Raw genomic sequence first — 26,603 nt, 5'->3', positions numbered from 1 at the left:
CTACTCGACCAACGAAACAGGGTCAGTCGCGCTTCGCGCGCTTCGCCTCCGCCTTCGCAGCCTTCGCGTCGGCCTTCGCGGCCGCCTTCGCCTCCGCGGCCTCGGTCTTGGCCTCGGCAGCCCGCAGCCGCTCGGTCGCCTTCGCCACCGCATCCGCCGCCTTCGACTCCGCGCGCCGCAGCTGCTCGCGCGCCTCGGCGACGGCCTTCGCGGCCTCGCGCACCTGCTTGTCGGCGACGATCGCGGCGGGCATGCGCTCGTCGGCGTCGTCGGGCTCGTTGCGCTCGAGCCAGCGCTCGATGCCGTCGAGCAGCCGAGAGAGGCCGAAGCCGAAGCCGCGGCCGTCGTCGGGTTGCCGCGGCTCGAACATGCCCTCGCGCACGGCGGGCGCGAGCAGCGGGAAGCGCTCGTCGGTGACGAGCTCGGGCAGCGCGCGGCGCACCTCGTCGTCGACGTCCGCGTCGCTCGACGCGCGCGCGTAGAGGGCGATGTAGCCGAGCAGCAGCAGCAGCGTCGGCACCTTCATGCGATCGGGCGCGTCGACCTCCTCGAGCGCGACGAGGCCCGCCTCGAGGATCGCGAGCCGGTTGGGCGTCGTGGGCGTCGCGCTCGGCGGCAGGTCGGCGAGCCAGGGGTGGGCGTCGTAGGTCGCGCGCACGAACAGCGCCCACTGCTTCACGCGCTCGCGCCACGAGCCGCCCGTGCTCGGCACCGTCACCTCGCTCGCGCGGTCGAACATGAGCAGCAGCAGGTCGTCCTTGCCGGTGACGTAGCGGTAGAGCGACATCGGCGCGACGCCGACCGCCGCCGCGACCTTGCCCATGCTGACCGCCTCGAGCCCGTCGGCGTCGGCGATCTCGATCGCCGCGTCGACGATGCGCTCGGTGCTCAGCTCGCGCTTCGGGCCGCGGTGGGGCAGCGCGGCGACGCCCCACGTGAGGGCGTGCGCGTGAGGGAGGTGCGGGGACTCGTCGTGGCTGCCGATGCTCGTCATGGGTGTCGCGTCTCGTGTCGTGTCGTTGGTCGCTAGTTGCGGTCGTCGGGGTGCGTGCCGGTGCGCTCGCCGGTCTCGAGCGCCGCGATCGCGGCCATGTCGGCGTCGCTGAGGGTGAAGCGGTCGACGTCGAGGTTCTCGCGCAAGCGGTGCGGATGCGTCGACTTCGGCACGAGGGCACCACCGGCCTGCAGGTGCCAGCGGATGATCGCCTGCGCGGGCGTCACGCCGTGCTCGGCCGCGATGCGCCCGATGGTCGGGTCTCGCAGCACGCGGGAGCGGCCGAGCGGGCTCCACGCCTGGGTGACGATGCCGAGCTCGTCGTGCGCGCGGCGCAGCTCGTGCTGCGGCAGCCACGGGTGCGACTCGACCTGGTTGATCGCGGGCGTCACGCCCGTCTCGCCGATGATGCGGCGGAGGTGCTCCTCGGTGAAGTTGCTGACCCCGATCGTGCGCACGCGCCCCTCGGCCTGCAGCTCGACGAGTGTACGCCAGACGTCGACGTAGCGGTCGCGGGCCGGCCTGGGCCAGTGGATCATGTAGACGTCGATCCGGCCGAGCGCCCGCTCGCTCGCGTCGAACGCCGCCCGCACGGCGGCGGGCACCTGCGAGGCCTCACCCCAGAACTTGCTCGTGACCGTGAGCTCGTCGCGGTCGAGACCCGACGCATCCGCTCGCCGGAGGGCCTCACCGAGCTCGCGCTCGTTGCCGTAGAGCTCGGCGCCGTCGATGAGCCGGTAGCCGGCGGCGAGGCCCGCGGCGACGACGTCGACAGTCTCGGCGGGCGCCACCTTGTAGAGCCCGAAGCCGACCGCGGGCAGGCGGCTGCCGTCGTTGAGCTCGAGTTCGTGGGGCACGCGTCGATCATGGCAGGCGGGATGCGCGGCGTCGTCCGTCGCGCGGGGGAGTGATGGCCCGCGCGCGGCTCAGCGCGGCAGCTCGACCGGCGCGGTGTCGGGCGGCTCGCCGATGCCCTGCCGCAGGTCGGGCTGGTGGTGGCGGAAGATCGCGGCGATCGCCGCCGCGATCGCGACCATGACGACCGCGACCCAGACGCCGCCCACACCGCCGTTCGCGTCGATCGCGACGCCCGCGATCGCCGAGCCGAGGGCGGCGCCGAGCAGCTGGCCGGTGCCGATCCAGGCGTAGGCCTCGGGGGTGTCGGCGAACTTCACGGTGCCGGCGACGATCGCTGAGAAGGCGGCGAGCGCGGGCGCGGTGCCGATGCCGGCGATGAAGAGGGCGATCGAGAGGCCGACGACGTCGCTGAGCGGCAGTGCGATGGCCATGCCGAGCAGCACGATCGTCAGGCGGATCGCGACCGACCAGGGCGTGATGCCGCGGCCGCCGAGCGCGAAGCCGCCCGCGAGTGAGCCGAGCGCCGAGACGCCGAGCACGATGCCCGCCTCGAGCGCGCCCTCGCCGAAGGTCGCGACGACGCCCGCCTCGACCGCCGCGAAGCCGCCGATGAACATCGACGAGACGATGACCGAGAGCAGCACCGGGGGCTTGCGCAGCACGCGGCCGAGCTTGCGGGTCGTCGGCGGGATGCGCAGGCGCCGCACCTCGGGGGAGAGGATGAAGAACAGCGCGCCGACGGCCTGGATCGCGATCGTCACGAGCAGCGTCGGGCCGGTGCCCAGCAGCGAGACGAGCAGCGTCAGCAGCACGGGGCCGAAGACCCAGATGATCTCCTGCAGCGCGGCGTCGAAGGAGAACAGCGGCGCGAGCAGGCGCTGCTGCACCATGCGCGGGTAGAGGGTGCGCACGGTCGGCACGACGGGCGGCATCGCGGCGCCCGCGATCGCGCCGGCGAGCACATCGCCCCAGAGCGGGATCTCGAAGCTCGCGATCGACAGCAGCGCGAGCATCGAGATGATCGCGGTCGTGAGCAGCACCGTGACGGTGCCGAAGCGGCTCATGAGCCGCGAGACGAAGGGGCCGGCGATCGCCATGCCGACCGAGAAGGCGGCGAGCACGAGGCCGGCGGCCGTGTAGGAGCCGTGCTGCTGCTCCATGTGCATGAGGATGCCGAGCGAGTACATGCCGGCGGGGAAGCGCGCGATGAGCTGCGCGAGCATGATGCGCGCGAGCCCCGGAACCCTCAGCACCTCACCGTACGCACGCACCAGGAGAGCCTACGACGGGTTGCATCCGGCGGACGTGCATGCCGGAGGAGGTGTCTGCGCGGTCGGTGACGGGGCGGATGCGGTGCACGCGTTCCTCCACAGGGGTGCGATCTCCCGTGGTGCGGCTGGGGGCTCGCCGCGTACGATCCGCGCATGGCCAGGAGCGTGGACGAGCTCGGCGACCGGCGAGCGATCGCCGTGCTGTCGGCGGCGCTCGGCGTCGTCGTCGGGCTGATCGCCGGCGGTCTCGCGGTGGCGCTGCTCGGCGACGCGCTCGCGTGGTCGACGTTCCTGACGTCGGCGGGCTTCGGCGGCGCCGCGGCGGTCGCCGCCGCGCTCATCGCGTTCGCCGCGGCGGCCTACGGCGCGCGCTCCACCCGGCGGCAGGCAGAGGAGGACCGCCGGCAGCTCGAGCGGCAGCGGCGGAAGGAGCAGTGGTGGGCGCGAGCGGAGTGGGCGCTCACGGAAGTCGCTCGGGGCGGGGGCTCTGCGGTCATCGGGCTCGGCGTGCTCGAGGCGCTCGGTCGCAGCGAGTGGGCCGACCAGCACGAGGCCGACATCATCGCCGCCGCGACGGAGTTCGCGCTCACGGCCGAGGCGCACTCGACGGCCGAGCCCGACCGAGGGAGAATGGGCTCAGGAGGCGACGATGGCTGACGAGCAGCGTGACGACGCGACCACGGGCGGGGGCGAGCCCGCGCGGCCGGCGCAGACGGTCTACCGTTCGCGCATCACCGGGCAGATCGTGACGCAGGCCGAGCGCATCGCCGCGGCGCGAGCACGCATCGTGGCTGATGAGATCCGCGGCATCGAGACCGAGCCGTGGATCGTCGAGCTCGCGAAGCAGCGCGCCTGACTCCTCGAGCAGCGCTGGCCGGTGGAACGCCTAACGTCGGTCGTCGACGCGCGGGCTCTTGATGAGCACGCCCGCGACGAGCGAGAGGAGCGCGACGCCCACGTGCGCGAGCGCCCAGCCCTGACCGGCGAAGTCGAAGGGGAGCACCGGGTTCCACGCGATGGCCACGACCGCGAACAGCGGCACCCACCACCAGTGCTTCGCCTGCAGCGCGAACCAGCCGATGATGATCGCGAGCACCGCGATCACGAAGCGGAGCGTGCCGTACCACTCGCTGTCGAGCAGCAGCGTCGCGACGACGAGCAGGATCGCGAGCAGGATGCCGGGGGCGAGCGCGTTGCGCTGGAATGTGGGGCCGTAGCGGTCGGAGGACATCGCCTCCCAACCTAACGCGGTACAGGCGTCTCGATACGCCCGCCTGCGGCGGGCTACTCGACGAGCGGTTACGCGAGCGCCTTCCTGATGCGCTGCAGGCTCACCGGTCCCGCCGTGCCGAGCGGCTGCGCGAAGAGGCTCACGCGCAGCTCCTCCAGCAGCCAGCGGGCGGTGACCAGCCGCTCGGCCTTGCCGGTCTCGTCCGCGCTCGCCACCGCATCCGTCACCGAGGGCGGCAGCGGCAGCGTGCCGCCCGCCGCCGTGTAGAGCTGCTTGGCCTGCTCGACCTCGGTCATCCACGCGCGATCGCGGTTGGCGGTCTCGGGCAGCCGCTTCACGCGGTGCTCGATCGCCCGCACGTAGACCTCGAGCCGGCCGAGCCGCTCGAGCCCCGTGCGGCTCACGAAGCCGTCGAAGACGAGCTGCTCGAGGTTGGCGCGCGCGTCGGCGAGCGCCGCCATGTGCGTGAGGCTCGCGCCGTCGCGGATCGCGCGGTCGGCGAGCCGCGCGCTCGTCAGGATGCGCGCGACCTGGCTCGCGAGCGCGAACATGCGGTCGACGAGCCCGTCGGCGACCCGCGCGCGTAGGGCCTCGAACTCCGCGACCGTCGCGGGCGGCCGCGGCCCGAGCTCGGCGTCGATGATCGCGAGCATGAGGTCGTCGAAGAGCCGGTCGGTCGAGGGGTAGGGCGAGGCGCCGAGCGCGAGCTTCTCGGCGCTCGTGAGGTTCGCCTGCACGTAGGGCGCCGGGCTCGGCACCTGGCGCAGCAGCAGCTGCCGCACCGCCTGCCGCTGGTCGCGCTGCTGCGCCGCGCGCGTCGACGCGAGCCGGATGCCGACCGTGCCCTTGCCCGTCACCGCATAGCCGGGGTAGGCGCGCACCGTGTTGCCGCCCTGCCGCACGTCGATGTGCTCGGGCAGGTCGGTGTCGAAGCCCGCCACCTCGTCGCGCTCGAGGTCGCTCGTCACCTTGACGGCGGCCTTCGCAACCTGGGTGCGCGCCTGCCCCGCGAAGCGCCGCTTGAGCGCCTCGAGGTCCTTGTCCTGCCCGAGCCGGCGGCCGCGGGCGTCCTCCACCGCGAACGTCGGCTTCAAGTGGTCGGGGATGCGTCCCCAGTCGACGTCGGTCGCGGCCGCCTGCACGTAGGCGGTGCGCGAGATCCGCGCCGCGAGCACCTCCGAGAGCGACCGCGCGCGCTCGCCGCCCGCCGGCTCGTCGGGGAGCTCGGCGAGCATGCCGCGCGCCCAGTCGCCGGCCGGCACGACGTGCTTGCGCACGTGCTTCGGCAGGCTCTTGATCATCGCGGTGAGCAGCTCCTCGCGCATGCCGGGCACGAGCCAGTCGAAGCCCTCGGGGCTCAGCCGCGGCAGCACCGCGAGCGGCACGTGCACCGTGAGGCCGTCGTCGGCCGCGCCCGGCTCGAAGCGGTAGCTGAGCCGCAGCCGCTGCTCGCCCTGCTGCCACTTCGTCGGGAACGCGCGCGAGTCGACCTGCGGCTCCTCGCCGGTGAGGTCGCGGCGCGTCATCGTCAGCAGGTCGGGCGACTCCTCGCGCGCCTTGCGCCACCAGCCCTCGAAGCTGCGGGTCGAGACGACGTCGGCGGGGATGCGCGCGTCGAAGAACTCGAAGACCGCCTCGTCGCCGACGAGCAGGTCGCGGCGCCGCTGCCGCTCCTCGAGGCGCTCGATCTCGCGCCGCAGCTCGCGGTTCTTGCGCTCGAACTCCTGCGGGCTGTCCCACTCGCCCTCGACGAGCGCGTGGCGGATGAAGAGCTCGCGCGCGTGCTCCGGGTCGATGCGCGCGTACTGCACGCGCCGCCGCTCGACGATCGTGACGCCGAAGAGCGTCACCTTCTCGAACGCGACGACCGCGCCCTGCTTGCGCTCCCAATGGGGCTCGCTCACCTGCCGCTTCGCGAGGTCGCCCGCGAGCGGCTCGGCCCAGGCGAGGTCGACGGATGCGACGGTGCGGGCGAACAGGCGGCTCGTCTCGACGAGCTCGGCGGCCATGACGGCGCGCGGCGGGCTCTTCGCGAGGCCCGAGCCCGGGAAGATCTGGAACCGCGCGCCGCGCGCGCCGACGTACTCGGGGCGGGGACGCATCCGTCGCTTCGAGCCCGGCTCGCCGGGTCGCGGCTGCTGCGACTTCTGCGTCTCGTCGAGGCGGCCGATGCGGCCGAGCAGGCCCGACAGGAGCGCCTTGTGGACGGCGTCGGCGTCGACCGCCACCGCCTCCGCTGGTCGAGCAGCCGTCGCTCCACCCGCTGGTCGAGTAGCCGGCGCTCCCTCCGCTGGTCGAGTAGCCGGCGAAGCCGGCGTATCGAGACCACTCCCGTTCCGCGTCTCGATGCGACCCTTCGGGCCTACTCGACGACCGGCGGAGTCTGGCTTGAGTCCCATCGAGCGGGTGAGCTGCCGCACCACGTCCTGCCACTCGCGCACGCGCAGGAAGCTGAGGTGCTCCGCCTTGCACAGCTTGCGGAACTGGTTGCCCGAGAGCCTCGCCTGCTGCTGCTGCAGGTAGCGCCACAGCGCGAGCAGCGTGATGAAGTCGCTCTTCGGGTCGATGAACCGCGCGTGCATGCGGTCCGCCTCCTCGCGGCGCTCGAGCGGGCGCTCGCGCGGGTCCTGGATCGTGAGCCCCGCGACGATCGCGATGACCTCGTGGGCGACGTCCGCGTCCCGGCCGGCCAAGGCCATCCGCCCGAACCTCGGGTCGACGGGGAGCCGCGCGAGCTCGCGTCCGATGCGCGTGATGTCGCCCTTCGGGCTGATGGCGCCGAGCTCGCGCAGCAGGTCGCGGCCGTCCTTGATGCCGCGCGGATCGGGCGGCTGGAGGAAGGGGAACTCCTCGAGCGGGCCGAGCCCGAGCGACGCGGCCTGCAGGATGACGGCCGCGAGGTTGGTGCGGAGGATCTCGGGGTCGGTGAACTCGGGGCGGCGGTCGAAGTCCTCCTCGGAGTAGAGGCGGATCGCGATGCCGGGGGCGACGCGGCCCGCGCGGCCGGAGCGCTGGTTGGCGCTCGCCTGGCTGATCGCCTCGATCGGCAGCCGCTGCACCTTGCTGCGCGCCGAGTAGCGCGAGATGCGGGCAGTGCCGGTGTCGATGACGTGCCGGATGCCGGGCACCGTGAGGCTCGTCTCGGCCACGTTGGTGGCGAGCACGACCCGGCGACGGATGCCCGCGCGGGTCGAGCGCTCGAAGACGCGGTGCTGCTCGGCGGCGCTCAGGCGGCCGTAGAGCGGCAGGATCTCGGTGGCCGGGCCCAGCTTGCCCTGCAGCTGGTCCTGCGCGTCGCGGATGTCGGCCTCGCTCGGGAAGAAGACGAGCACGTCGCCGGAGTCGTCGCGCGCGATCTCCTTCAGCGCCGCCTCGATGCCCTCGATCGGGTCGAGGTCGACGGTCGGCTCGTCGGGCTCGCCGTCGTCGTCGGCGTCCTGCGCGCCGACGCGCTGCGCCTCGGCGACGAGCGGGCGGTAGCGGATGTCGACCGGGAACGTGCGGCCGGAGACCTCGATGATCGGCGCGCCGCCGAAGTGGCGGCTGAACGACTCGGGGTCGATCGTCGCGCTCGTGACGATGACCTTGAGGTCGGGGCGGCGGGGGAGCAGCCGCTGCAGGTAGCCGATCAGGAAGTCGATCGTGAGGCTGCGCTCGTGCGCCTCGTCGATGATGATCGTGTCGTAGGCCCGGAGGTCCTTGTCGCGGTGCATCTCGGCGAGCAGGATGCCGTCGGTCATGACCTTGACGCGGGTGTCGGCGCTCACCTGGTCGGTGAAGCGCACCTTGTAGCCGACTTCCTGCCCGAGCTCGGTGCCGAGCTCCTCGGCGATGCGCTCGGCGATCGTGCGGGCGGCGAGCCGGCGCGGCTGCGTGTGGCCGATGCTCGAGCGACCGAGCTCGAGGCACATCTTCGGCAGCTGCGTCGTCTTGCCGGAGCCGGTCGCGCCAGCGACGACGACGACCTGGTGGTCGCGGATCGCCGCCATGATCTCGTCGCGCGCGTCGCTGACGGGCAGCTCAGCCGGGTACTCGATGCGCACCCGACCATTCTCCCGCAGTGCGGCTCCGCGCCCGCGCGGCTGCCGCATCCGCCCCGCGCCTGCCCCGCCATCGGAGACGGACCCCGCCTCGGCAGCGGGACCCGAGATCCCGGGTCCCGCGACCGACATCGGGTCCATGCCCGATCGTCGGGTCGCGCACTCTCCACCGTCGGTCGGTCGGTGCCGACACGCGCCACCGAGTCCGTGGCATGGTGCGCCCCATGGAACGCAGCACAGCTCCGGCGGTCGTGCCGCTGCAGCGAGCGTGTGAGATCGGCCAGGTGGTGCCAGGGGCGCAGCCCGAGCGCGACGCGAGCCTCGCGCGCGTGCGCCATGGCGTCTACGCGGAGGCCGCCGCGTTCGACGGATCGACCGACGACGCGCGCTACCTCACGCGCATCCATGCCGTGAACGCGGTGCGCGATCGGCCGATCTTCGCCCGGGAATCGGCGCTCGCGGCCCACGGCGTTCCCTTCGGGCGGCCGGATGCGGTGTACACCACCGGCGATCGGCGCACGGCGCACAAGAAGGCGGGTGTGGTGCACTCGTCGGTCGAGCTCGACCCGGACGACATCGTCGACGTGGGCGGCTTGCGCGTCTGCTCGCTCGCGTACGCGCTCGCGGAGGTCGCTCGACGAGGTGAACCGCTGGATTCGGTGTCGGCACTCGACTTCGCCCTGCGGGAGCGGCGCACGACGAAGCAGCAGGTGCTCGATGCGCTGCAGCGCCAGAGCCGCCGCGGCCACGATGCCGCGCACTGGGCGATCGCGTTCGCCGACGAGCGCGGCGAGTCGGTCGGGGAGTCGTGGAGTCGGGTGCGTGTCTTCCAGCTCGGTTTCGCCGCGCCGGAGCTGCAGCGATGGGTGACCGGTCCGACCGGCAGGCGCTGGCGGGTCGACATGACGTTCGAGCGACCCGGGCGCCGACCCCTGTACGGCGAGTTCGACGGTGCGGTGAAGTACGGCGCGCTCGCGAACGAGGTGGGCACGACGGGCGCGAAGGCGCTCGCGCGGGAGAAGCTGCGGGACGACGACCTCTTGTACACGGGCGATCCCGCGCACTGGGTGTGGCTCGACGTGCTGCAGCCGTCGAGGCTCGACGCGCTGCTCACCGCGTACGGCGTGCCGCGAGTGCGCCCGGCGCAGCTCGGCCTCGCGAGCCGGTCGCAGTCGCCGACATGAGCGGGGATGCGTCGCGGACCCGAGTTCGGCGACGGGACCCGAGTTCTCGGGTCCCGCTGCCGAATCAGGGTCCCGGTATCGAAGCGCGACGCGGCGGGGCGGCGCGCGGTGCGACGCCACCCGGTCTCTCCTGGCTCTTCTCAGCCTCCGGAGGCAGGATGCGGAGCATGGACATCAAGGACAACGGACCCAAGCCGAACGTCTTCGACATCGAGACCGCCACGGTCGAGAACGGGGCGTACCGCCACGTCGCCTGGACGGGCAAGCACCTCCAGGTCACGCTCATGTCGATCGAGCCGGGCGACTCGATCGGGCTCGAGGTGCACAAGGGCACCGACCAGTTCCTGCGCATCGACCAGGGCAAGGGCGTCGCCAAGATGGGCCCGACGAAGGACGACCTGACCGAGACCGAGGTCAGCGACGGCTGGAGCATCCAGGTGCCGGAGGGCACGTGGCACGACGTCGAGAACACCGGCGACGAGCCGCTGCGGCTCTACGCGATCTACGCGCCCACGCACCACGCGCAGGGCATCGTGCAGGAGACGGCCGAGCAGGCCGAGGAGGACGAGGAGGCCGGTCGCGACGAGCCGCCGTCGTGGGTCGAGGAGGTCGACGAGAAGGGCGAGGAGACGGCCTAGCCTCCCTCGACGCGACGACGCCCGCCGGTCGACCGGCGGGCGTCGTGCTGTCTGCAGAAGACGAGCGGATGCGTCAATCCCGGCCGGGCGCATCCGTCCGGTCGCCGTCGTCGGCGCGGCCCTCGGGCGCGGCCTCGACGTCGGTCTCGTCGGCGGGCGTGTGGATGTCGGGGTCGGCGCCGATGACCGCCGTGCCGTCCTGCGCGCCCTCGCTCGGGCCGGGGCGGTAGCCGGCGCCCTCGGCGTCGGCGTCCTCGTCGCGGCCCCGGTGGCCCTCCTCGGGAGCGGGGGAGTAGCCGCGCGGCGTCTCGGTCTCGCCGGGGTGCGCCTCGGGCATGGTGCCGCCGCGCGTGCCGGCCTCGGGCTGCGCCGCGCCGGCACCGCTCGAGTCGCCCGCGACCGCGTCGCTCGCGAGCGTGCCGCCGCGGTTCGCGGCCGGGTCGGAGCCGAGCTCGTCGGCGGTCGGCACGACGCCGTCGCCGAACGCCGCGGCCGTCGCCGCCGCCGCGCCCGCGCCGCCCGCGAGCCCGGCCGAGAGGCCCGCGGAGCCGCGCGCCTCGGCGCGGCTGCGAGCTCCCGCCTGGTCGCGCGCGCGCTCGGCAGCGGCGTCGGCGAAGTCGGGGTGCGGCTGCCCGGGCGGCAGGTCGTCGCTGTCGTCGGTGTCGCCGTCGAGCGGGTTGTCGCCGATGAGCGGCGGCAGCTCCTCGCCGAACTCGCCGCGCCGCTCGAGCACGAACACCGCCGACAGCATCGTGATGATCGAGAGCCCGACGTACGTCCAACCGAGCACGTTGTTGGCGACGAGGCCGAGCGAGTCGGTGACGCGCGCGTAGCTCAGCACGGCGAGCAGCGCGCCGACGCCGATGAGCACGGCGGTGAGCACGACGAACCACGTGGGCCGCGTGCGGCGGGTCGCGATCACGACGCCGATCAGGAGGGCAGCCAGGCCGAGCAGGTAGTGCATGCGGCCAGCCTAGGCAGGCTCGCCTGAGATGGCACGGGGCCGCTTCCCAGGAGCCGCGCGCGACACGCGCGACCGCGCCCGCGTCGGCGGTCGCGCCTACGATGGAGCGAGTGACCAGCCAGCCGATCGCGCGCCCCGAGGGCCCCGCAGACGGCGGCCACTTCGGCTCGTGGGCGGCCGACAACCTGCCGCCGCTCTACCCCGATCGCGCCCCGTGGGGCACCGCCCAGCCGCTCCGCGCGTGGCAGCAGGAGGCGCTCACCCAGTACTTCGAGACCGAGCCGCGCGACTTCCTCGCGGCTGCGACGCCCGGTGCCGGCAAGACGACCTTCGCGCTCCGCCTCGCCTCCGAGCTGCTGCGGCGCGGCACGGTGCGCCGCATCACGGTCGTCGCCCCGACCGAGCACCTCAAGCAGCAGTGGGCCGACGCCGCGCACAAGGCCGGCATCCGCCTCGACCCCGACTTCGCGAACGCCGACGGCGACTACCCGCGGCAGTACCACGGGGTCGTCGTGACGTACGCGCAGGTCGCGGCCCGCGCATCCGTGCACGAGCGCATCACCACCTCGGCGCCGAGCCTCATCATCCTCGACGAGGTGCACCACGCGGGCGATGCGCTCAGCTGGGGCGACGCCGTGCTCGAGGCGTTCGGCCCGGCGACCCGCCGCCTCTCGCTCACGGGCACCCCGTTCCGCAGCGACACCTCGCCCATCCCGTTCGTCGAGTACGTGCGCGACGAGCGCGGCGTGCGGCTCAGCCAGACCGACTACGCCTACGGCTACGAGCACGCGCTGCGCGACGGCGTCGTCCGGCCCGTGCTCTTCATGGCCTACGCCGGCACGATGCAGTGGCGCACGTCGATGGGCGACGAGATGAAGGCGACGCTCGGCCACGGCGACACGAAGGACATCACGAATGGCGCGTGGCGCACGGCCCTCGACCCGGGCGGCGAGTGGATCCAGCAGGTGCTGCGCTCGGCGGATGTGCGGCTCACGCACGTGCGCCAGGCGGTGCCGGATGCGGGCGGTCTCGTGATCGCGACCGACCAGGCCCAGGCGAGGCAGTACGCGCAGCTGCTGCGCGGCATCTCGGGCGAGGAGCCGACCGTCGTGCTCTCGGACGACCCGGGCGGCTCGGAGCGCATCGAGGCGTTCTCGAAGGGCACGCAGCGGTGGATGGTCGCGGTGCGGATGGTCTCGGAGGGCGTCGACGTGCCGCGGCTCGCGGTGGGCGTCTACGCGACGAGCTCGGCGACGCCGCTGTTCTTCGCGCAGGTGATCGGCCGCTTCGTGCGCTCGCGCCACCGCGGCGAGGTCGCGACCGTGTTCCTGCCGTCGGTGCCGCCGCTGCTGACGCTCGCGGCCGAGCTCGAGCGGCAGCGCGACCACGCGCTCGACCGCGAGCAGCCCGACGACCAGCTGCTCGAGGACGACCTCATGGCCGCGGCCGAGAAGGGCGACAAGGACGACCGGGAGCCCGCGCCCTTCACATGGGAGCCGCTCGAGTCGAGCGCGACCTTCGACCGCGTGCTCTTCGGCGACGCGGAGTTCGGGCAGCTCGTCGAGCCGGCGACCGAGGAGGAGATGGACTTCATCGGCATCCCGGGCATCCTCGACGCGGAGGAGATCTCCGACCTGCTGAAGCGCCGGCACGCGCGGCAGGCGGCGCGCATCCGCGATCGGCCGCCGGCGCAGGAGGCGCCCGAGCCGCTCTACCGCAACATGCGCGAGGAGCGGCAGCTGCTCAACTCGCTCGTCGCGATCGTCGCGAAGCGGCGCGGCGAGGCCCACGCGCTCGTGCATGCCGAGGCCCGGCGGGTGTGCGGCGGGCCGCCCGTGGCGCAGGCCTCGATGCAGCAGCTGCGCGACCGCATCCACTACTTGCGGCGGCTCGTCGACCGGCGCTGACGGCGGCGGTCAGCCCTGCGGCACGATCGTGCGGCGTGGCACCTAGTGGTCCTCCGAGTCTGCGGGAGGCGGGCGCTCGGCGGGGGAGCCGTCCGTAACGATCGCGCAACGGCGCGCATGAGCCGCCCGGACGCATCCGCCCCACGTCAGTCGGGCATCGTCACGGCGTGGGTCACGTAGATGTCGTCGGCGTCGGCGTCGGTGTAGCGCATGATCGTGTCGGCGTTGCCGAGCGAGGGCTGCGTGCTGTCGAGCGGCGCCCAGAAGAGGCTCCGCTGCGAGCCGTCGGCGTCGGCGGGCGGCGCGTACTGCAGGTAGCCGGGGCCCTCCGAGACGGCGGCGTAGCCGTTGGCCGCGGCCCACGCCTCGAGCCGATCGAAGGCCGCGTCCTCGCGCTCGACGAGCGCCTCCGCGATGCGCACGACGCCGCCAGCCGGGTCGTCGAGCGGGTTCGAGAAGGTCGAGACGCAGATGACGTCGAGGCCCTCGAGCACCGCCGGCGGCTCGAAGACCGGCTGCGCGTCGCCGGCCGCGAGCTGCTCGGCCTCGGTGCCCTCCCACCACACGAGGTGCGGGCGGTCGAGGATGAACTCGTCGCCGCAGTACGCAGCCGCGGGCGCGGGCTCGGGGTCGGCGCTCGGCGTGACGCTCGGGCGAGGGCTCGCGCTAGGCGTCGGCGGCGCGGTGGTCTCGGTCGGCGTCGGGGTGGCGGATGCGCTCGGTGACGCAGAGGGGGACGGCGGCGCGGAGTCGCCGGGCGACGCGCCGCTGCACGCGGCGAGCGCGAGCGCGGCGAGCGCGAGCGCCGCGCTGTCGCGCAGGCGGCCGCCGGGGAGGGTCGTCCGAGGCATCATGCGCTCCTTCGGCATGCGCACCGGCTGCCGCTCGGCCGTGACGCGGTGGCATCCAGTGTGCTCTCGAGCGGGCATCGTGGCGATCACGATCCGGCGTCGATTCGCGCAGTCGCGGCTCAAGCGCACCGCAGCGGATGCGCTCGGCTCACTCGGCGGCGTCGCGCTCGAGCATGAGCGAGATCGCGACCGACTTCGCTGAGTCGATGTGTGCGCGCATGACCGCCTCGGCCCGCTCGGGGTCGCGGGAGACGACCGCTTCGAACACGGCCTTGTGCTCGTCGGTGGCGTCGGATGCGCGACCCGGTCGAGCCGAGGTGAGCGAGCGGTAGCGATCCACGTGCCCGCGCACGATGCGCAGCAGGTTCTCGGCGAGCACGTTGCCGCTGATGCGCTGCAGCTCGTCGTGGAACTCGGCGCCGAAGCGCACCACTTGCGTGTAGTCATCGCGCAAGCGGTCCATGAGCATGATCTGCCGCTCGAGGATCTCGACGTCGGCATCGGTCACGCGCCGGGCGGCGTCGGAGGCGATGAGTCCCTCGAGCCGTGCGCGGGTGTCGAGCACGTGCCCGAGCTCCTCCACCGACACGGGCGCGACGATCGTGCGGTTGGAGCCCGTCCGCACGGCGAGTCCCTCGAGGACGAGCGTAGCCATCGCCTCGCGCACCGGCGTGCGCGAGACGCCAAGCTGCTCGGCCAGCTCAGGCGCCGAGAGGGGCATGCCTGGCGCGAGCCGGCGTTCGACGATGAGCGAGCGCAGCTGCTCGTACGTGGACGCGCTGTGGTCGCGACGGCGCCCTCGATCGTCCATGGCGCTCAGTGTGGCACGGATGCGGTTACTTGCGTATCTGCATGCAGATGTGCGAGTGTCGCCAGGAGGCCGCGAGAGCTCGGCCCGCCAACGCCACAAAGGAGTGAACGTGAACAAGCACTGGAAGCTCGCCGCAGTCGTGGGCGCCGCGGCGCTCGTGCTGACCGGCTGCACCACCGCGACGCAGCAGCCGAGCGCGAGCCAGGATCCGGCCGGCTCCGAGGGTCCCGTCGCGGCGGAGAGCCTTGGACGGATCGAGATCATCGCTCCGGCCAACCCCGGCTCCGGCTGGGATCAGACTGCTCGCGCGCTCGGCGGCGCCCTTGAGGCGACCGAGCTCGCCGACTCCGTCACTGTGACCAACGTGCCCGGCGCATCCGGCACGGTCGCCCTCGCACAGATCGCCGGCAACCCCGGCCGCGACGGCGTGCTGATGGCCTCGGGTCTCGCGATGATGAGCGGCGTGCTCACCAACGACACCGGCGTCAGCCTCGACGACGTCACGCCGATCGCGCGCCTCATCGGCGAGGCAGAGGTCATCGTCGTGCCGGCTGACTCCGAGTTCGAGTCGGTCGACGACCTGCTCGCCGCGATCGCCGAGAACCCGGCAGGCGTGCCGATCGCCGGCGGCTCCGCTGGCAGTGCCGACCACGTGTTCCTCGGCCTGCTCGCCGAGCAGTACGACATCTCGCCGAGCGACCTCAACTACGTGCCCTATTCGGGCGGCGGTGAGGCGACGACGGCCCTGCTCGGCAACCAGGTGAGCGCCGGCATCTCGGGCATCGGCGAGTTCCGCCAGCAGATCGAGGCCGGCGAGCTGCGCGGCCTGCTGCTCTCGACGGCCGAGCCCATCGAGGGCCTCGACATCCCGACCGTGACCGACATCGGCCACGCCGACCTCGAGTTCGCCAACTGGCGCTCCGTCATGGCGCCGGGCGACCTCGACGACGAGCTGCGCCAGCAGTACGTCGACGTCATCACCGAGGTCGCTGCCTCCGACGAGTGGGCGGAGCTGCTCGAGACGAACGACTGGGCAGACCTGTTCATGGCGGGCGACGAGTTCGGCGAGTGGCTCACGACCGAGAACACGCGCGTCGAGGGCGTGCTCTCGCAGCTCGGCCTCGTCGTCCAGTGACCACCGACACCCCGCTCGCCTCGGAGCCGGTCGCATCCGCGACCGCCTCCGGGGCGAGCCCTGTTCGAAGCCCCCGCCGCTGGCCCGAGCTGCTGCTCGCGGCGGCGGTCATCGCGATCGGCGCGATCACGATCATCGACGGGATGGGTCAGCCCGTCTCGCGCTCGGCCTCCGGCCTGGGTGCAGGGCAGTTCCCGATCATCGTCGGCACCGTGACGGCCGCGCTCGGCGCGGTGCTCCTCGTGCAGGTCCTGCGCGGGCGGCTCGGCCACCCCGACGCCGCCGAAGGCGACCTCGACGTCGCCACGCTGCACTGGTGGCAGCTCGCCCTCTCCGCCGGCGCGATGGTGGGCTTCGCACTCACCGTCGACGTGCTCGGCTACCCGATCGCCGCAGCGCTCACGTTCTTCGCCGTCGCGGTCGCGACGGGTGCCCGTCGGTGGCTCGTCACGAGCGCCATCGCCGTCGTGCTCTCGCTCGGCATCTTCTACCTCTTCACGCTCGCGTTGCGCATCCAGCTGCCCGCGGGCGTCCTGACCGGGATCCTGTGATGGAAGGCCTCGAGGGACTCCTCCACGGGTTCTCGGTCGCGTTCACGCTCCAGAACCTGCTGTTCGCCCTGCTCGGCGCCTTCGTCGGCACGATGATCGGCGTGCTGCCGGGCATCGGTCCGGCGCTCACGATCGCGCTGCTGCTCCCGATGACCTACGGGATGCCGGTCGCGAGCGCGTTCATCCTCTTCGCCGGCATCTACTACGGCGCGATGTACGGCGGCTCGACCACCTCGATCCTGCTCAAGACGCCGGGCGAATCGGGCTCCATCGTCGCCGCGATCGACGGCAACGCGATGGCGCGCGTGGGTCGCGGCGCCGCAGCGCTCGCGACGGCCGCGATCGGCTCGTTCATCGCCGGCACGATCGCGACGGTGCTCGTGGCGATGTTCGCGCCCGCGATCGTCGACGTCGCGGTGCAGCTCGGCGCGGCTGACTACTTCGCGCTCATGGTCGTCGCATTCCTGACCGTCGGCGCGCTCGTGGGCGGCTCACCGCTCCGGGGGCTCATCTCCCTCGCGCTCGGGCTCACGATCGGGCTCGTCGGCATCGACTTCCAGTCGGGCCAGGACCGCTTGACGTTCGGCATGCCGCGCCTGCTCGACGGCATCGATACCGTCGTGCTCATCGTCGCGCTCTTCGCGATCGGCGAGGTGCTCTACGTCGTCGCGCACCAGACCTCGAGCAAGTACGCCGTCGCATCCATCAAGGGCCAGAAGTGGATGACCGGCGCCGACTTCCGCCGCTCGTGGAAGCCCTGGCTGCGAGGCACCGCGATCGGCTTCCCGCTCGGCGTCATCCCCGCCGGCGGCAGCGAGATCCCGACCTTCCTGTCGTACTCGCTCGAGAAGAAGCTCGCGAAGGGTGCGCGCAAGCAGGAGTTCGGCAAGGGCGCTATCGAGGGCGTCGCCGGACCCGAGGCGGCGAACAACGCGAACGCCGCAGGCACGATGGTGCCGTTGCTGACGCTCGGCATCCCGACCTCGGCGACCGCGGCGATCATCCTCGTCGCGTTCCAGCAGTACGGGCTGCAGCCTGGTCCCGCCCTGCTCGCGAACGAGGCCGACCTCGTGTGGGGCCTCATCGCGAGCCTCCTGATCGGCAACCTGATGCTGCTCATCCTCAACCTGCCGTTCGTCGGGGTGTGGGTGAAGCTCCTGAAGATCCCGAAGCCCTATCTCTTCGCGGGCATCGCGACGTTCGCGCTGCTCGGCGCATACGCGGTCAACGGGGCGTCGTTCGACGTGCTGCTGCTCATCGCGTTCGGCGTCGTCGGCTACCTGCTGCGCCGGTTCGGGTTCCCGATCGCGCCCGTCGTCGTCGGCGCCATCCTCGGCCCGCTGGCCGAGCTGCAGCTGCGCCGGGCACTCGACATCTCCGCGGGCGACCCGCTCACGCTCGTGAGCTCGCCGTTCTCGGTGATCGTCTACATCACGCTCGCGCTCGTGCTGCTGCTGCCGGGCCTCATCCGACGCCTCAACAAGCGACGGCTCTCGAGAACCACCATGCTTGACACCGTGCAGGTCGACGGCGAGCGCGACCTCGAGTCGTCCGCCACCGCACAGAACCGAACGAAGGAGACGCCATGATCACGCACGAGGTGCGAGCCCGGAAGTCCGCCGAGAACCTGCCCCGCGAGGAGCAGCTCGCGTGGAAGATCGCCCAGGTCGCCGTCGACCCCGTCGCGGTCGAGGCCGACGTCGTCGAGATGATCGCGAACCGCATCATCGACAACGCCGCCGTCGCCGTCGCGAGCCTCAACCGCGCGCCCGTCGTCTCCGCGCGCGAGCAGGCGCAGCGCCACCCCTACGCGCCCGGCGCCGCGATCTTCGGCGTCGACGACCGCGTGAGCCCCGAGTGGGCGGCGTGGGCGAACGGCGTCGCCGTGCGCGAGCTCGACTTCCACGACACCTTCCTCGCGGCCGACTACTCGCACCCGGGCGACAACATCCCGCCGATCCTCGCGGTCGCGCAGCACCTCGGCTGCGACGGCGCCGCGCTCGTGCGCGGCCTCGCGACGGGCTACGAGATCCAGGTCGACCTCGTGCGCGCCATCTCGCTGCACAAGCACAAGATCGACCACGTCGCGCACCTCGGCCCGTCGGCCGCCGCCGGCATCGGCACGATGCTCGGCCTCGACGCCGAGACGATCTTCCAGGCCATCGGCCAGGCGCTCCACACGACGACCGCGACGCGGCAGTCGCGGAAGGGCGAGATCTCCACGTGGAAGGCGCACGCGCCCGCGTTCGCCGGCAAGATGGCCGTCGAGTCGGTCGACCGCGCGATGCGCGGCCAGACGAGCCCCGTGCCGATCTACGAGGGCGAGGACGGCTTCATCGCCTGGCTGCTCGACGGCTGGGAGGGCCGCTACCACGTGCCGCTGCCCGCGCCGGGCGAGCCGAAGCGCGCGATCCTCGACACCTACACGAAGGAGCACTCGGCCGAGTACCAGGCGCAGGCGTGGATCGACCTCGCCCGCCGCCTCGGCACCGAGCGCCCCGAGCTGCGCGACCCGGCGAACATCGCCTCGATCGTGCTGCACACGAGCCACCACACGCACTACGTGATCGGCTCAGGCGCGAACGACCCGCAGAAGTACGACCCGACCGCGAGCCGCGAGACGCTCGACCACTCGATCCCGTACATCGTCGCGGTCGCGCTGCAGGACGGCGGCTGGCACCACGTCGACTCCTACGCGCCCGAGCGCGCGTCGCGCCCCGACACCGTCGAGCTGTGGAACAAGATCTCGACGCTCGAGGACCCGGTGTGGACGGAGCGCTACCACGACCCCGACCCCGACAAGAAGGCGTTCGGCGGCCGCATCGTCATCACCCTCGCCTCGGGCGAGACGATCGAGGACGAGATCTCGGTCGCGGATGCGCACCCGGCCGGGGCGCGCCCGTTCGGCCGGGCGGAGTACGTGCAGAAGCTCCGCACGCTCGCGCAGGGCATCGTCGACGACGCGGAGCTCGACCGCTTCCTCGGGCTCGTCGAGCGGCTGCCGGAGCTCACGGCCGAGGAGGTGCGCGAGCTCAACCTCCGCGCTCCCGCCGGCACCGTCGACGCGGGCACGACGCAGGGCATCTTCTAGTGCTCTCGAGCTCCGTCACGCCGAACGAGAAGCGCAAGGCCTTCCGCGCCGGGCTCGCCTCCGGGCGCATCCAGCGCTTCCCGGGCACGTTCACCCCGCTGACCGCGCCGCTCATCCAGCAGCTCGGCTTCGAGGGCGCCTACATCTCGGGCGCCGTCATGTCGGCCGAGCTCGGGCTGCCCGACATCGGCCTCACGACGCTCACGGAGGTCGCCGAGCGCGGTCGGCAGATCTCGCGCATGACCGACCTGCCGACCCTGATCGACGCCGACACCGGCTTCGGCGAGGCGATGAACGTCGCGCGCGCGGTGCACGAGCTCGAGGACGCGGGTGTCGCGGGCCTCCACCTCGAGGATCAGGTCAACCCCAAGCGGTGCGGCCACCTCGACGGCAAGGAGGTCGTCTCGCTCGACCAGGCGGTGCAGCGCATCGCGGCGGCCGTGAGCGCCCGCCGCGACCGCGACCTCGTCATCATGGCGCGCACCGATATCCGCGGCGTCGAAGGGCTCGGGGCCGCGAAGGACCGCGCGAAGGCGCTCGAGGCCGCCGGCGCCGACGCGATCTTCCCCGAGGCGATGGCGACGCTCGAGGAGTTCGCCGCCATCCGCGAGGCCGTCGACGTGCCGATCCTCGCGAACATGACGGAGTTCGGGAAGAGCGCGCTCTTCACGCACCGGCAGCTCGAGGACGTCGGCGTCAACATCGCCATCCACCCCGTGTCGCTGCTGCGCATCGCGATGGGCGCGATCGAGCGCGAGCTCGGCCTCCTCAAGGAGACCGGCACGCTCGACGGCGCGGTCGAGCGCATGCAGACGCGAGCGCGGCTCTACGAGCTCAACGACTACGCCGCCTACAACGCGTTCGACGAGGGCGTGTTCAACTTCGACGTGCCGACCGGCGCGAGCGAGTGAGCCTCCTCTTCTCGCCCGTCGCGATCGGGCCGCTCGAGGCGCGCAACCGCGCGTGGGTCTCGCCGATGTGCCAGTACTCCTGCGAGGAGCAGGACGGCATGCCGAACGAGTGGCACCGCGAGCACCTCGCGTCCTTCGCGCGCGGCGGCGCGGGCATCGTCATGACCGAGGCCGCGGCCGTCGTGCCCGAGGGGCGCATCTCGCCGCAGGACGCGGGCATCTGGAACGACGCCCAGGCCGAGGCGTGGGCGCCGATCGCCGCGCGCATCCGCGCCCACGGCGCCGTGCCCGCGATGCAGCTCGCGCACGCGGGCCGCAAGGCGTCGACCTACCGCGCGTGGAGCGGCAGCGGCTCCGTGCCCGAGGCCGAGGGCGGCTGGCAGACCGTCGGTGCGGGGTCGGATGCGTTCGGCCGCTTCGCGCCGCCGCGCGCGCTCGCGACCGATGAGGTCGCGCAGCTGCCGCAGGCTTTCGCCGACGCGGCCCGCCGCGCCGTCGCCGCGGGCTTCGAGGCGCTCGAGGTGCACGCGGCCCACGGCTACCTCCTCCACCAGTTCCTCTCGCCCCTCACGAACGCTCGCTCCGACGAGTGGGGGCCGGATGCGTCGGGACTGTCGACGAGGCTCCTCCGGCTCGTCGTCGAGGCCGTCCGCGAGGCCGCGCCCGATGCGGCCCTCATGGTGCGGCTCAGCGCCACCGACTGGGTCGAGGGCGGCATCGTTACCGAGCGCACGATCGAGCACGTGCGGGTCGCCGCCGCGGCCGGAGCCGACTGGTTCGACCTCTCCTCCGGCGGGCTCGACCCGCGGCAGGAGATCCCGCTCGGGCCCGGCTACCAGGTGCACTTCGCGCGCGACGTGCGCGCCGCGACGGGCGCGAGGGTCAACGCCGTCGGGCTCATCGACGAGCCGGCGCACGCCGAGCAGCTGCTCGCCGACGGCGACGCCGACGCGGTCATGCTCGCGCGCGCGTGGCTCCGCAACCCGCACTGGGCCCTCGCGGCCGAGGCCGCCCTCGACGGCGAGCCCGACGCATCCGTCTGGCCTCCCCAGTACACGCGGGCCCGGGTCGCGTAGAGTGCTGGCGACTGCTCAGCGCGGAGCGCAGCCGAGCGGGTCGCGATCCGACCCACGGCTCCCGTGCACGGAGGGCGGTCCCTTCCAGAACGAGGAGCCGGCATGACGATCGACCTGACCACCTACGCCCTGAGCGACGAGGAGCTCGACCTCGCGCGCGCGGTGCGCGACTTCGCCGACAAGGTCGTCGCGCCCGCCTCGTACGAGGCCGACCGCACGAAGACGCTGCCAATGGACGTCGTCGCGCAGATGGGCGAGCTCGGGCTGTTCGGCATCCCGTTCCCGGAGGAGCACGGCGGCCAGGGCGGCGACTACTTCACGCTCGGCCTCGCGATCGAGGCGCTCGCGCGCGTCGACCAGTCCATCGCCATCACGCTCGAGGCGGGCGTGAGCCTCGGCGCGATGCCCATCCACCTCTTCGGCACCGAGGAGCAGAAGGCCGAGCTGCTGCCCGACCTGCTCGAGGGCCGCGCGCTCGCGGGCTTCGGCCTCACCGAGCCCGAAGCGGGCTCCGACGCCGGCGCGACGCGCACGACCGCGCGGCTCGAGGGCGACGAGTGGGTGATCAACGGCGCGAAGCAGTTCATCACCAACTCGGGCACGCCCATCACGCGCTTCGTGACCGTGACCGCGGTGACGGGCGAGCGGGACGGCCGCAAGGAGATCTCGACGATCATCGTGCCGAACGGCACGCCGGGGTTCACGGTCGAAGCGCCGTACGACAAGGTCGGCTGGCACGCATCCGACACGCATCCGCTCACCTTCCGCGACGCGCGCGTGCCGGCGGGCAACCTGCTCGGGCAGCGTGGGCGCGGGTTCGCGGGCTTCCTGCACATCCTCGACGAGGGGCGCATCGCGATCGCGGCGCTCGCGACCGGCGCGGCCGAGGGCTGCCTCGAGGCGGCGATCGACTACGCGCAGCAGCGCACCGTCTTCGGGGAGCCGCTCGCGACGCGCCAGAACGTGCAGTTCGTGATCGCGCGCATGCAGTCGCGCGTGCACGGTGCGCGGCTCGCGTGGCACCACGCGGCCAGGCTGCGGGATGCGGGCAAGCCGTTCAAGACGGAGGCCGCGATCGCGAAGCTGGTTTCGAGCGAGGCCGCGATGGACAACGCGCGCGACGCGACGCAGATCTTCGGCGGCAACGGCTTCATGAACGAGTACCCCGTCGCGCGCCACTACCGCGACTCGAAGATCCTCGAGATCGGCGAGGGCACGAGCGAGGTGCAGCTGCTCGTCGTGGCGCGCGCGCTCGGGGTGGCGTAGCGCCCCGACGTCCTGCGGCGGCGCCCTACGCCGAGGGCAGCCCGTCGGCGGCGACTGCCGCCATCCGCGCTCGAGCCTCGCGGAAGACGGCGAGGTCGAGCGGGTGGTCGCCGTCGACCTCGGTCAGCCGGGGGAGCGCCTCGTCGCCGAGCGCGATCGACAGCCCCACGGCGAGCCGAGCCTCCGCGCCGTGATCCGGGCCCGGGAGGCGGGCGCGCTCCGGATGGTCGTCGAGCCAGCGCTCGACGACCGCCACGAGCGCGTCGCGGCTCGCGCGACTGCGCGCCGCGACGTGGCTGCTCATGCCGGGCTCGCGCACGAAGAGCGCGAACCGGCGGCGGCCGAGCTCGGTGTCGCCCTGGGCGTGGCGCACGTGCTCGACGACGATGAGGCCCGCGGCGAGCACGAGGTCGTCGGCGTGCTCGGTGAGGATGCGCTCGGTCATCTCCGCGTCGTAGCCGATGGGCGCCCCGAAGATCGCCTGTTCGAGGGACCAGAAGTAGTTGAAGAAGGTGCTGCGCGAGACGCCGGCCGCCTCGCAGACGCGCGCGACGGTGACGGCATCGACGCCTTCGGCGTAGGCGATCTCCACCGCCGCCGCCTCCATCGCGCGTCGCGACTCCCGCCGCTTCCGCTCCCGCAGTCCTGTCACTCGGACATCGAATCTCACAATTTGGCTTGCGTCAAAGTTTGGACGCAGTCCAAGATAGGAGTCCCCAGCACGAGAGGCTCCTCATGTCGCCGTCCCAGCGTCCACCCACCCGAAGCGCCGCGCTCCCCGCTCGTCGCGGCCTGCGCGGCGTCGGCGCCGTCACCGCCGTCGCCGGCCTCCTGCTCATGGCGGTGCCGCCGATGGCGAGCGCCGAGCCGGCCTCGACGACCGTCGTCATCGATGTGCGCATCGACGACGGCACCGGATCCGCGCCGCTCGCCGGCGCGCGGGTGACCGTGCGCGAGGTGGGCGAGGAGCCGGTGGTGGTCGCGAGCGGCGTGACCGGCCTCGATGGCGGGCTCGAGGTCGAGCTCGATGGCGCGGCCGACTTCTACTTCGCCGAGGCGGAGTGGCCGGGCGATCGCGGCGACCTCGAGGAGCCGGCGATCGGCCAGAGCGAGTTCGTCGTCTCGCACGGCGCGCCCGTCGAGGTCGCGCTGTGGGGCAGCTACGGGGTCGTGGCCGGCACGGTCGCCGCGACCGTCGACGGCGAGCCGCTGCCGGACCTCTCGGGCGCCGCGGTCGAGGTCGCGAGCGCCGGTGTCGCGGTGCAGCGGGTGCCGCTCGCAGCCGATGGATCGTTCGTGTCGGCCGCGCTGCCGACGAGCTCGGCGGAGCGCACGAGCGTGTCGCTCGTGCCGCCGCCAGGCTTCGCCCTGGCTGCGATCCAGCCTTCGCAGAACCTCCCGTTCGCGATGCCGTTCGAGGGCTCGAGCCCCTCCGTCGTCCCGATCGAGCGCTCCTTCGCGCTCACGGCGGCCGGTGGTGCGCCCGAGCCGACGGCGTCGCCCGAGCCGACGGCGTCGCCCGAGCCGACGGCGTCGCCCGAGCCGACGGCGTTGCCTGAGCCGACGGCGTCGCCCGAGCCGACGGCGTCGCCTGAGCCGACCGCGTCGCCTGAGCCGACCGCGTCGCCTGAGCCGACGCCGTCGCCGGACCCGACGCCGTCGCCGGAGCCGACCGTGTCGCCGGAGCCGACCGTGTCGCCGGAGCCGACCGTGTCGCCGGAGCCGACGCTGTCGCCGGAGCCGACGCTGTCGCCGGAGCCGACGCTGTCGCCGGAGCCGACGGTGTCGCCGGAGCCGTCGGTGTCGCCGGAGCCGACGGCGTCGCCGGAGCCGACGGCGTCGCCGGAGCCGACGGATCCGCCCGACCCGACCGACCCGAGCGTCCCCGCCGCCCCGCAGCTCGCCTCCGGCGATGCCGAGCAGCTCGGCGCGCTGCTCGCGAGCGGCGACGCCGCCGCGGTGCAGCAGCTGCTCGTCGCCTTCTTCCAGCGGCCGAGCGACGGTCCGGGTCTCGTGGCGTGGCTCGTCGACGGGCAGGGCGCGGTCGGGGGCGTCGGGCTCGCGGCCCCGGATGCCGCCATCGCGGCCGCCTTCCCGCAGCTGTTCACCGCTGGCACCGACGCCGCGGGCGCCCCGGTGTGGATCCTCGACAGCGCCGCCCTGCGCGAGGTCGCCGCGCTCGCCGGCGCCGGTGCCGGGGAGCTGCAGGCGCTCATCGATGCGCTCGTCGCGAGGAGCGCGCAGCTGCAGCTCGAGGCCGGCGCCGAGGACGCCCTGGCCGCCTACGTCGGCGCCCCGGGGCCCGAGGCCCTCGCCGACGCGGCCCGATCGCTGACGGCGGCGGGCGTCGACCACTCGCTCCTGACGGCGGCGCCCGACGCACGGCTCGCGGAGGCCCGAGCACGGGCAGCGGAGCTCGCAGCGCAGACCGACGCGACGCGCGCCGCGCAGCAGGGCGACATGGCAGGCATCGAGGCGGCCCTCGGGGATGAGCAAGACGCGGCCGCCGTGCTCGCAGCCCACGAGCGCCGGCTGGCGGCCGCGACCTCGAGCATCATCGGCACGATGCGCTCAGAACCGGTGCCGCTGGGCACCGCGCGCTGGGAGCGCGGCGCCGTGACGGGAGCCCTCGAGCTCTCCGGCGTGCCGGCGGGCGAGCACCACCTGATCCTCGACTTCACCGAGCTGGGGATGATCGCGATCCAGCCGGTGACGGTGGGCGCCGCAGCCGGGGCCGAGCTGCCGCGCACCGGAGCTGCCGCATCGCCCGCGCTCGCGATCGGCGCGCTCCTCCTCGTGCTCGGCGGCGCCGCCCTCACCGCGCCGCGCTGGCGGCGGGCGCGCACGGCCGGGGCCGAGTAGCGGCGCGGGGGCGCGTCACGCCGACGGCACGAACTCGAACTCCGGCTCGGCGTTCGATCCCGTCGTGCCGTGCTCGGCGCCGTCCTCGACGAAGGCCTTGAGTCGCGCGTTGAGGTCGGCCCAGCCGTAGTCGTAGCCCGACCCGGTGCCCGCGACGTCGTCGTCGCCCCACAAGCGCATCGCGTCGTGCACGAGCGTCACGCGCGTGCCGGCATCCGTCGCCTCGAGCTCGAAGCGCGCCTCGCCGATCCAGGCGGGGCCCATGCCCATCTGCCCCGTCCACGCGTAGGCGCGGCCGGGCTCGCACGCGGTGACGATGCCCCAGAGGGCGCTCGCCTCGCCCTGCCGCTCGAGCACGGCCCCGCCGGCGCGCTGCGGGAACTCGAGGCGCTGGTCGGAGCCCTCGAGCAGCAGGTAGGGCGAGCCCCACCAGCGGTGCGGCTCGTCGACGAGCGCGCGCCAGACGCGCGCGACGGGGGCGGCGATCTCGATCGCCTGGCGGACGTGGAACTCGTGCATGTCGGTCTCCTCGTGCGGGGGCGCCTCGGCGAGGCGCCGCAAGCTGTCGAGCGAGTGCGCGGAGCGCGCGCTCGCCGGGTCGAGCCACCCGATGGTGGCCTGGTAGAGGGCGGATGCGTTGAGGGCGTTCTCGCGCTCGCGGCCGCGGTCGGTCACGAGCACGAGATCGGCGTCGCGCAGCACCTGTAGGTGCCGCTGCGTCGCGAAGCGGCTGGGGGAGAGGCCGGCGGCCGCGATCGCCTCGTGGAGGCGACCCGTCGACGCGGGCCGCTCGCGCAGCGCATCGAGGATGCGCCGGCGCGCGGGGTGCGAGAGGGCCGACCACACCGCGTCGTGCTGGGTCATCTCGCTCCCATCGGGACGTGTGCGGAAATCCGCACACGACGAGGATGCGCCCGAGCGACGAGCCCGTCAAGACCCCGACGTGCCTCAGCTTCTTTGAG

23 protein-coding genes are annotated in these 26,603 nt (G+C 73.2%); 13 read left to right on the top strand and 10 right to left on the bottom strand.

Going from position 1 to position 26,603, the window contains the following annotated elements; genetic code table 11:
• Window positions 1-22: 22 nt before the first annotated feature.
• From L332_RS18230 to L332_RS18220, 3 genes are all read right to left on the bottom strand, one after another.
• On the bottom strand, window positions 23-994 hold the full coding sequence (locus tag L332_RS18230) for a TetR/AcrR family transcriptional regulator (protein ID WP_021009688.1): 972 nt from the start codon (window positions 992-994) through the stop codon (window positions 23-25).
• A gap of 32 nt (window positions 995-1,026) precedes the next feature.
• The gene (locus L332_RS18225; protein ID WP_021009687.1) at window positions 1,027-1,851 is read right to left on the bottom strand and encodes an aldo/keto reductase; all 825 of its coding nucleotides are present in this window, start codon (window positions 1,849-1,851) and stop codon (window positions 1,027-1,029) included.
• A 69-nt stretch (window positions 1,852-1,920) separates the two neighbouring features.
• A complete protein-coding gene (locus L332_RS18220; protein ID WP_021009686.1) occupies window positions 1,921-3,123 on the bottom strand; it encodes an MFS transporter in 1,203 nt (400 codons plus the stop codon).
• A gap of 153 nt (window positions 3,124-3,276) precedes the next feature.
• On the opposite strand from L332_RS18220, the gene L332_RS18215 reads away from it, so the two are divergent.
• Complete coding sequence (locus L332_RS18215; protein ID WP_144060998.1) at window positions 3,277-3,780, top strand: hypothetical protein; 504 nt, start codon at window positions 3,277-3,279, stop codon at window positions 3,778-3,780.
• On the top strand, window positions 3,773-3,979 hold the full coding sequence (locus L332_RS18210) for a hypothetical protein (RefSeq protein WP_021009684.1): 207 nt from the start codon (window positions 3,773-3,775) through the stop codon (window positions 3,977-3,979). Before L332_RS18215 ends, L332_RS18210 begins: the two co-directional genes overlap by 8 nt.
• Before the next feature lie 30 nt (window positions 3,980-4,009).
• Here the strand turns inward: L332_RS18210 and L332_RS18205 are convergent, their stop codons facing one another.
• Window positions 4,010-4,354, bottom strand: coding sequence for a DUF6804 family protein (locus tag L332_RS18205; RefSeq protein WP_021009683.1), 345 nt, complete (start codon window positions 4,352-4,354; stop codon window positions 4,010-4,012).
• Between the two features lie 68 nt (window positions 4,355-4,422).
• Window positions 4,423-8,445: an ATP-dependent RNA helicase HrpA gene (gene hrpA / locus L332_RS18200; RefSeq protein ID WP_052588600.1), complete on the bottom strand. Its 4,023-nt coding sequence runs from the start codon at window positions 8,443-8,445 to the stop codon at window positions 4,423-4,425.
• Between the two features lie 173 nt (window positions 8,446-8,618).
• On the opposite strand from hrpA, the gene L332_RS29265 reads away from it, so the two are divergent.
• Complete coding sequence (locus L332_RS29265) at window positions 8,619-9,578, top strand: hypothetical protein (RefSeq protein WP_144060997.1); 960 nt, start codon at window positions 8,619-8,621, stop codon at window positions 9,576-9,578.
• Between the two features lie 167 nt (window positions 9,579-9,745).
• Window positions 9,746-10,216, top strand: coding sequence for a cupin domain-containing protein (locus L332_RS18195; protein ID WP_031223277.1), 471 nt, complete (start codon window positions 9,746-9,748; stop codon window positions 10,214-10,216).
• Between the two features lie 73 nt (window positions 10,217-10,289).
• On the opposite strand, the gene L332_RS18190 is transcribed toward L332_RS18195, so the two are convergent.
• The gene (locus tag L332_RS18190; RefSeq protein ID WP_021064876.1) at window positions 10,290-11,180 is read right to left on the bottom strand and encodes a hypothetical protein; all 891 of its coding nucleotides are present in this window, start codon (window positions 11,178-11,180) and stop codon (window positions 10,290-10,292) included.
• 101 nt (window positions 11,181-11,281) lie between these two features.
• On the opposite strand from L332_RS18190, the gene L332_RS18185 reads away from it, so the two are divergent.
• On the top strand, window positions 11,282-13,087 hold the full coding sequence (locus tag L332_RS18185; protein ID WP_052588597.1) for a DEAD/DEAH box helicase: 1,806 nt from the start codon (window positions 11,282-11,284) through the stop codon (window positions 13,085-13,087).
• Between the two features lie 146 nt (window positions 13,088-13,233).
• On the opposite strand, the gene L332_RS29260 is transcribed toward L332_RS18185, so the two are convergent.
• Both L332_RS29260 and L332_RS18175 read right to left on the bottom strand, forming a co-directional pair.
• Entirely contained in the window at window positions 13,234-13,938 is a 705-nt protein-coding gene (locus tag L332_RS29260) for a hypothetical protein (protein ID WP_081645997.1), read from the bottom strand.
• Between the two features lie 148 nt (window positions 13,939-14,086).
• Complete coding sequence (locus L332_RS18175) at window positions 14,087-14,749, bottom strand: GntR family transcriptional regulator (protein WP_021009675.1); 663 nt, start codon at window positions 14,747-14,749, stop codon at window positions 14,087-14,089.
• A gap of 109 nt (window positions 14,750-14,858) precedes the next feature.
• On the opposite strand from L332_RS18175, the gene L332_RS18170 reads away from it, so the two are divergent.
• The 7 genes from L332_RS18170 to L332_RS18140 all read left to right on the top strand — a co-directional run bounded on the left by L332_RS18170 (window position 14,859) and on the right by L332_RS18140 (window position 22,779).
• A complete protein-coding gene (locus L332_RS18170; protein ID WP_021009674.1) occupies window positions 14,859-15,884 on the top strand; it encodes a Bug family tripartite tricarboxylate transporter substrate binding protein in 1,026 nt (341 codons plus the stop codon).
• A complete protein-coding gene (locus tag L332_RS18165) occupies window positions 15,881-16,435 on the top strand; it encodes a tripartite tricarboxylate transporter TctB family protein (protein WP_021009673.1) in 555 nt (184 codons plus the stop codon). The genes L332_RS18170 and L332_RS18165 overlap by 4 nt, the downstream gene beginning before the upstream one ends.
• Window positions 16,435-18,024, top strand: coding sequence for a tripartite tricarboxylate transporter permease (locus L332_RS18160; RefSeq protein ID WP_021009672.1), 1,590 nt, complete (start codon window positions 16,435-16,437; stop codon window positions 18,022-18,024). Before L332_RS18165 ends, L332_RS18160 begins: the two co-directional genes overlap by 1 nt.
• Window positions 18,021-19,526 (top strand): MmgE/PrpD family protein, encoded by a 1,506-nt coding sequence (locus tag L332_RS18155; RefSeq protein ID WP_021009671.1) that lies wholly within the window; start codon window positions 18,021-18,023, stop codon window positions 19,524-19,526. Before L332_RS18160 ends, L332_RS18155 begins: the two co-directional genes overlap by 4 nt.
• The gene (prpB, locus tag L332_RS18150; protein WP_021009670.1) at window positions 19,526-20,437 is read left to right on the top strand and encodes a methylisocitrate lyase; all 912 of its coding nucleotides are present in this window, start codon (window positions 19,526-19,528) and stop codon (window positions 20,435-20,437) included. Before L332_RS18155 ends, prpB begins: the two co-directional genes overlap by 1 nt.
• Window positions 20,434-21,513, top strand: a complete 1,080-nt coding sequence (locus tag L332_RS18145) for an oxidoreductase (protein ID WP_021009669.1) — start codon at window positions 20,434-20,436, stop codon at window positions 21,511-21,513. Before prpB ends, L332_RS18145 begins: the two co-directional genes overlap by 4 nt.
• A 102-nt stretch (window positions 21,514-21,615) precedes the next feature.
• The gene (locus tag L332_RS18140; protein ID WP_021009668.1) at window positions 21,616-22,779 is read left to right on the top strand and encodes an acyl-CoA dehydrogenase family protein; all 1,164 of its coding nucleotides are present in this window, start codon (window positions 21,616-21,618) and stop codon (window positions 22,777-22,779) included.
• Window positions 22,780-22,804: 25 nt separating this feature from the next.
• Here the strand turns inward: L332_RS18140 and L332_RS29255 are convergent, their stop codons facing one another.
• Entirely contained in the window at window positions 22,805-23,431 is a 627-nt protein-coding gene (locus tag L332_RS29255) for a TetR/AcrR family transcriptional regulator (protein WP_021009667.1), read from the bottom strand.
• 83 nt (window positions 23,432-23,514) lie between these two features.
• Here L332_RS29255 and L332_RS30280 point away from each other — a divergent pair, with 83 nt between their 5' ends.
• Window positions 23,515-25,641 carry an LPXTG cell wall anchor domain-containing protein gene (locus tag L332_RS30280; protein ID WP_021009666.1) on the top strand — a complete coding sequence of 709 codons (2,127 nt, stop codon included), beginning with the start codon at window positions 23,515-23,517 and terminating at the stop codon, window positions 25,639-25,641.
• 15 nt (window positions 25,642-25,656) lie between these two features.
• On the opposite strand, the gene L332_RS29245 is transcribed toward L332_RS30280, so the two are convergent.
• Window positions 25,657-26,505, bottom strand: coding sequence for an SRPBCC domain-containing protein (locus L332_RS29245; protein ID WP_021009665.1), 849 nt, complete (start codon window positions 26,503-26,505; stop codon window positions 25,657-25,659).
• Window positions 26,506-26,603 lie beyond the last annotated feature (98 nt).

Origin of the sequence: Agrococcus pavilionensis RW1, from assembly GCF_000400485.1 — a bacterium.
GTDB lineage: Bacteria > Actinomycetota > Actinomycetes > Actinomycetales > Microbacteriaceae > Agrococcus > Agrococcus pavilionensis.
This window is presented reverse-complemented; position numbering and strand designations above follow the sequence as displayed.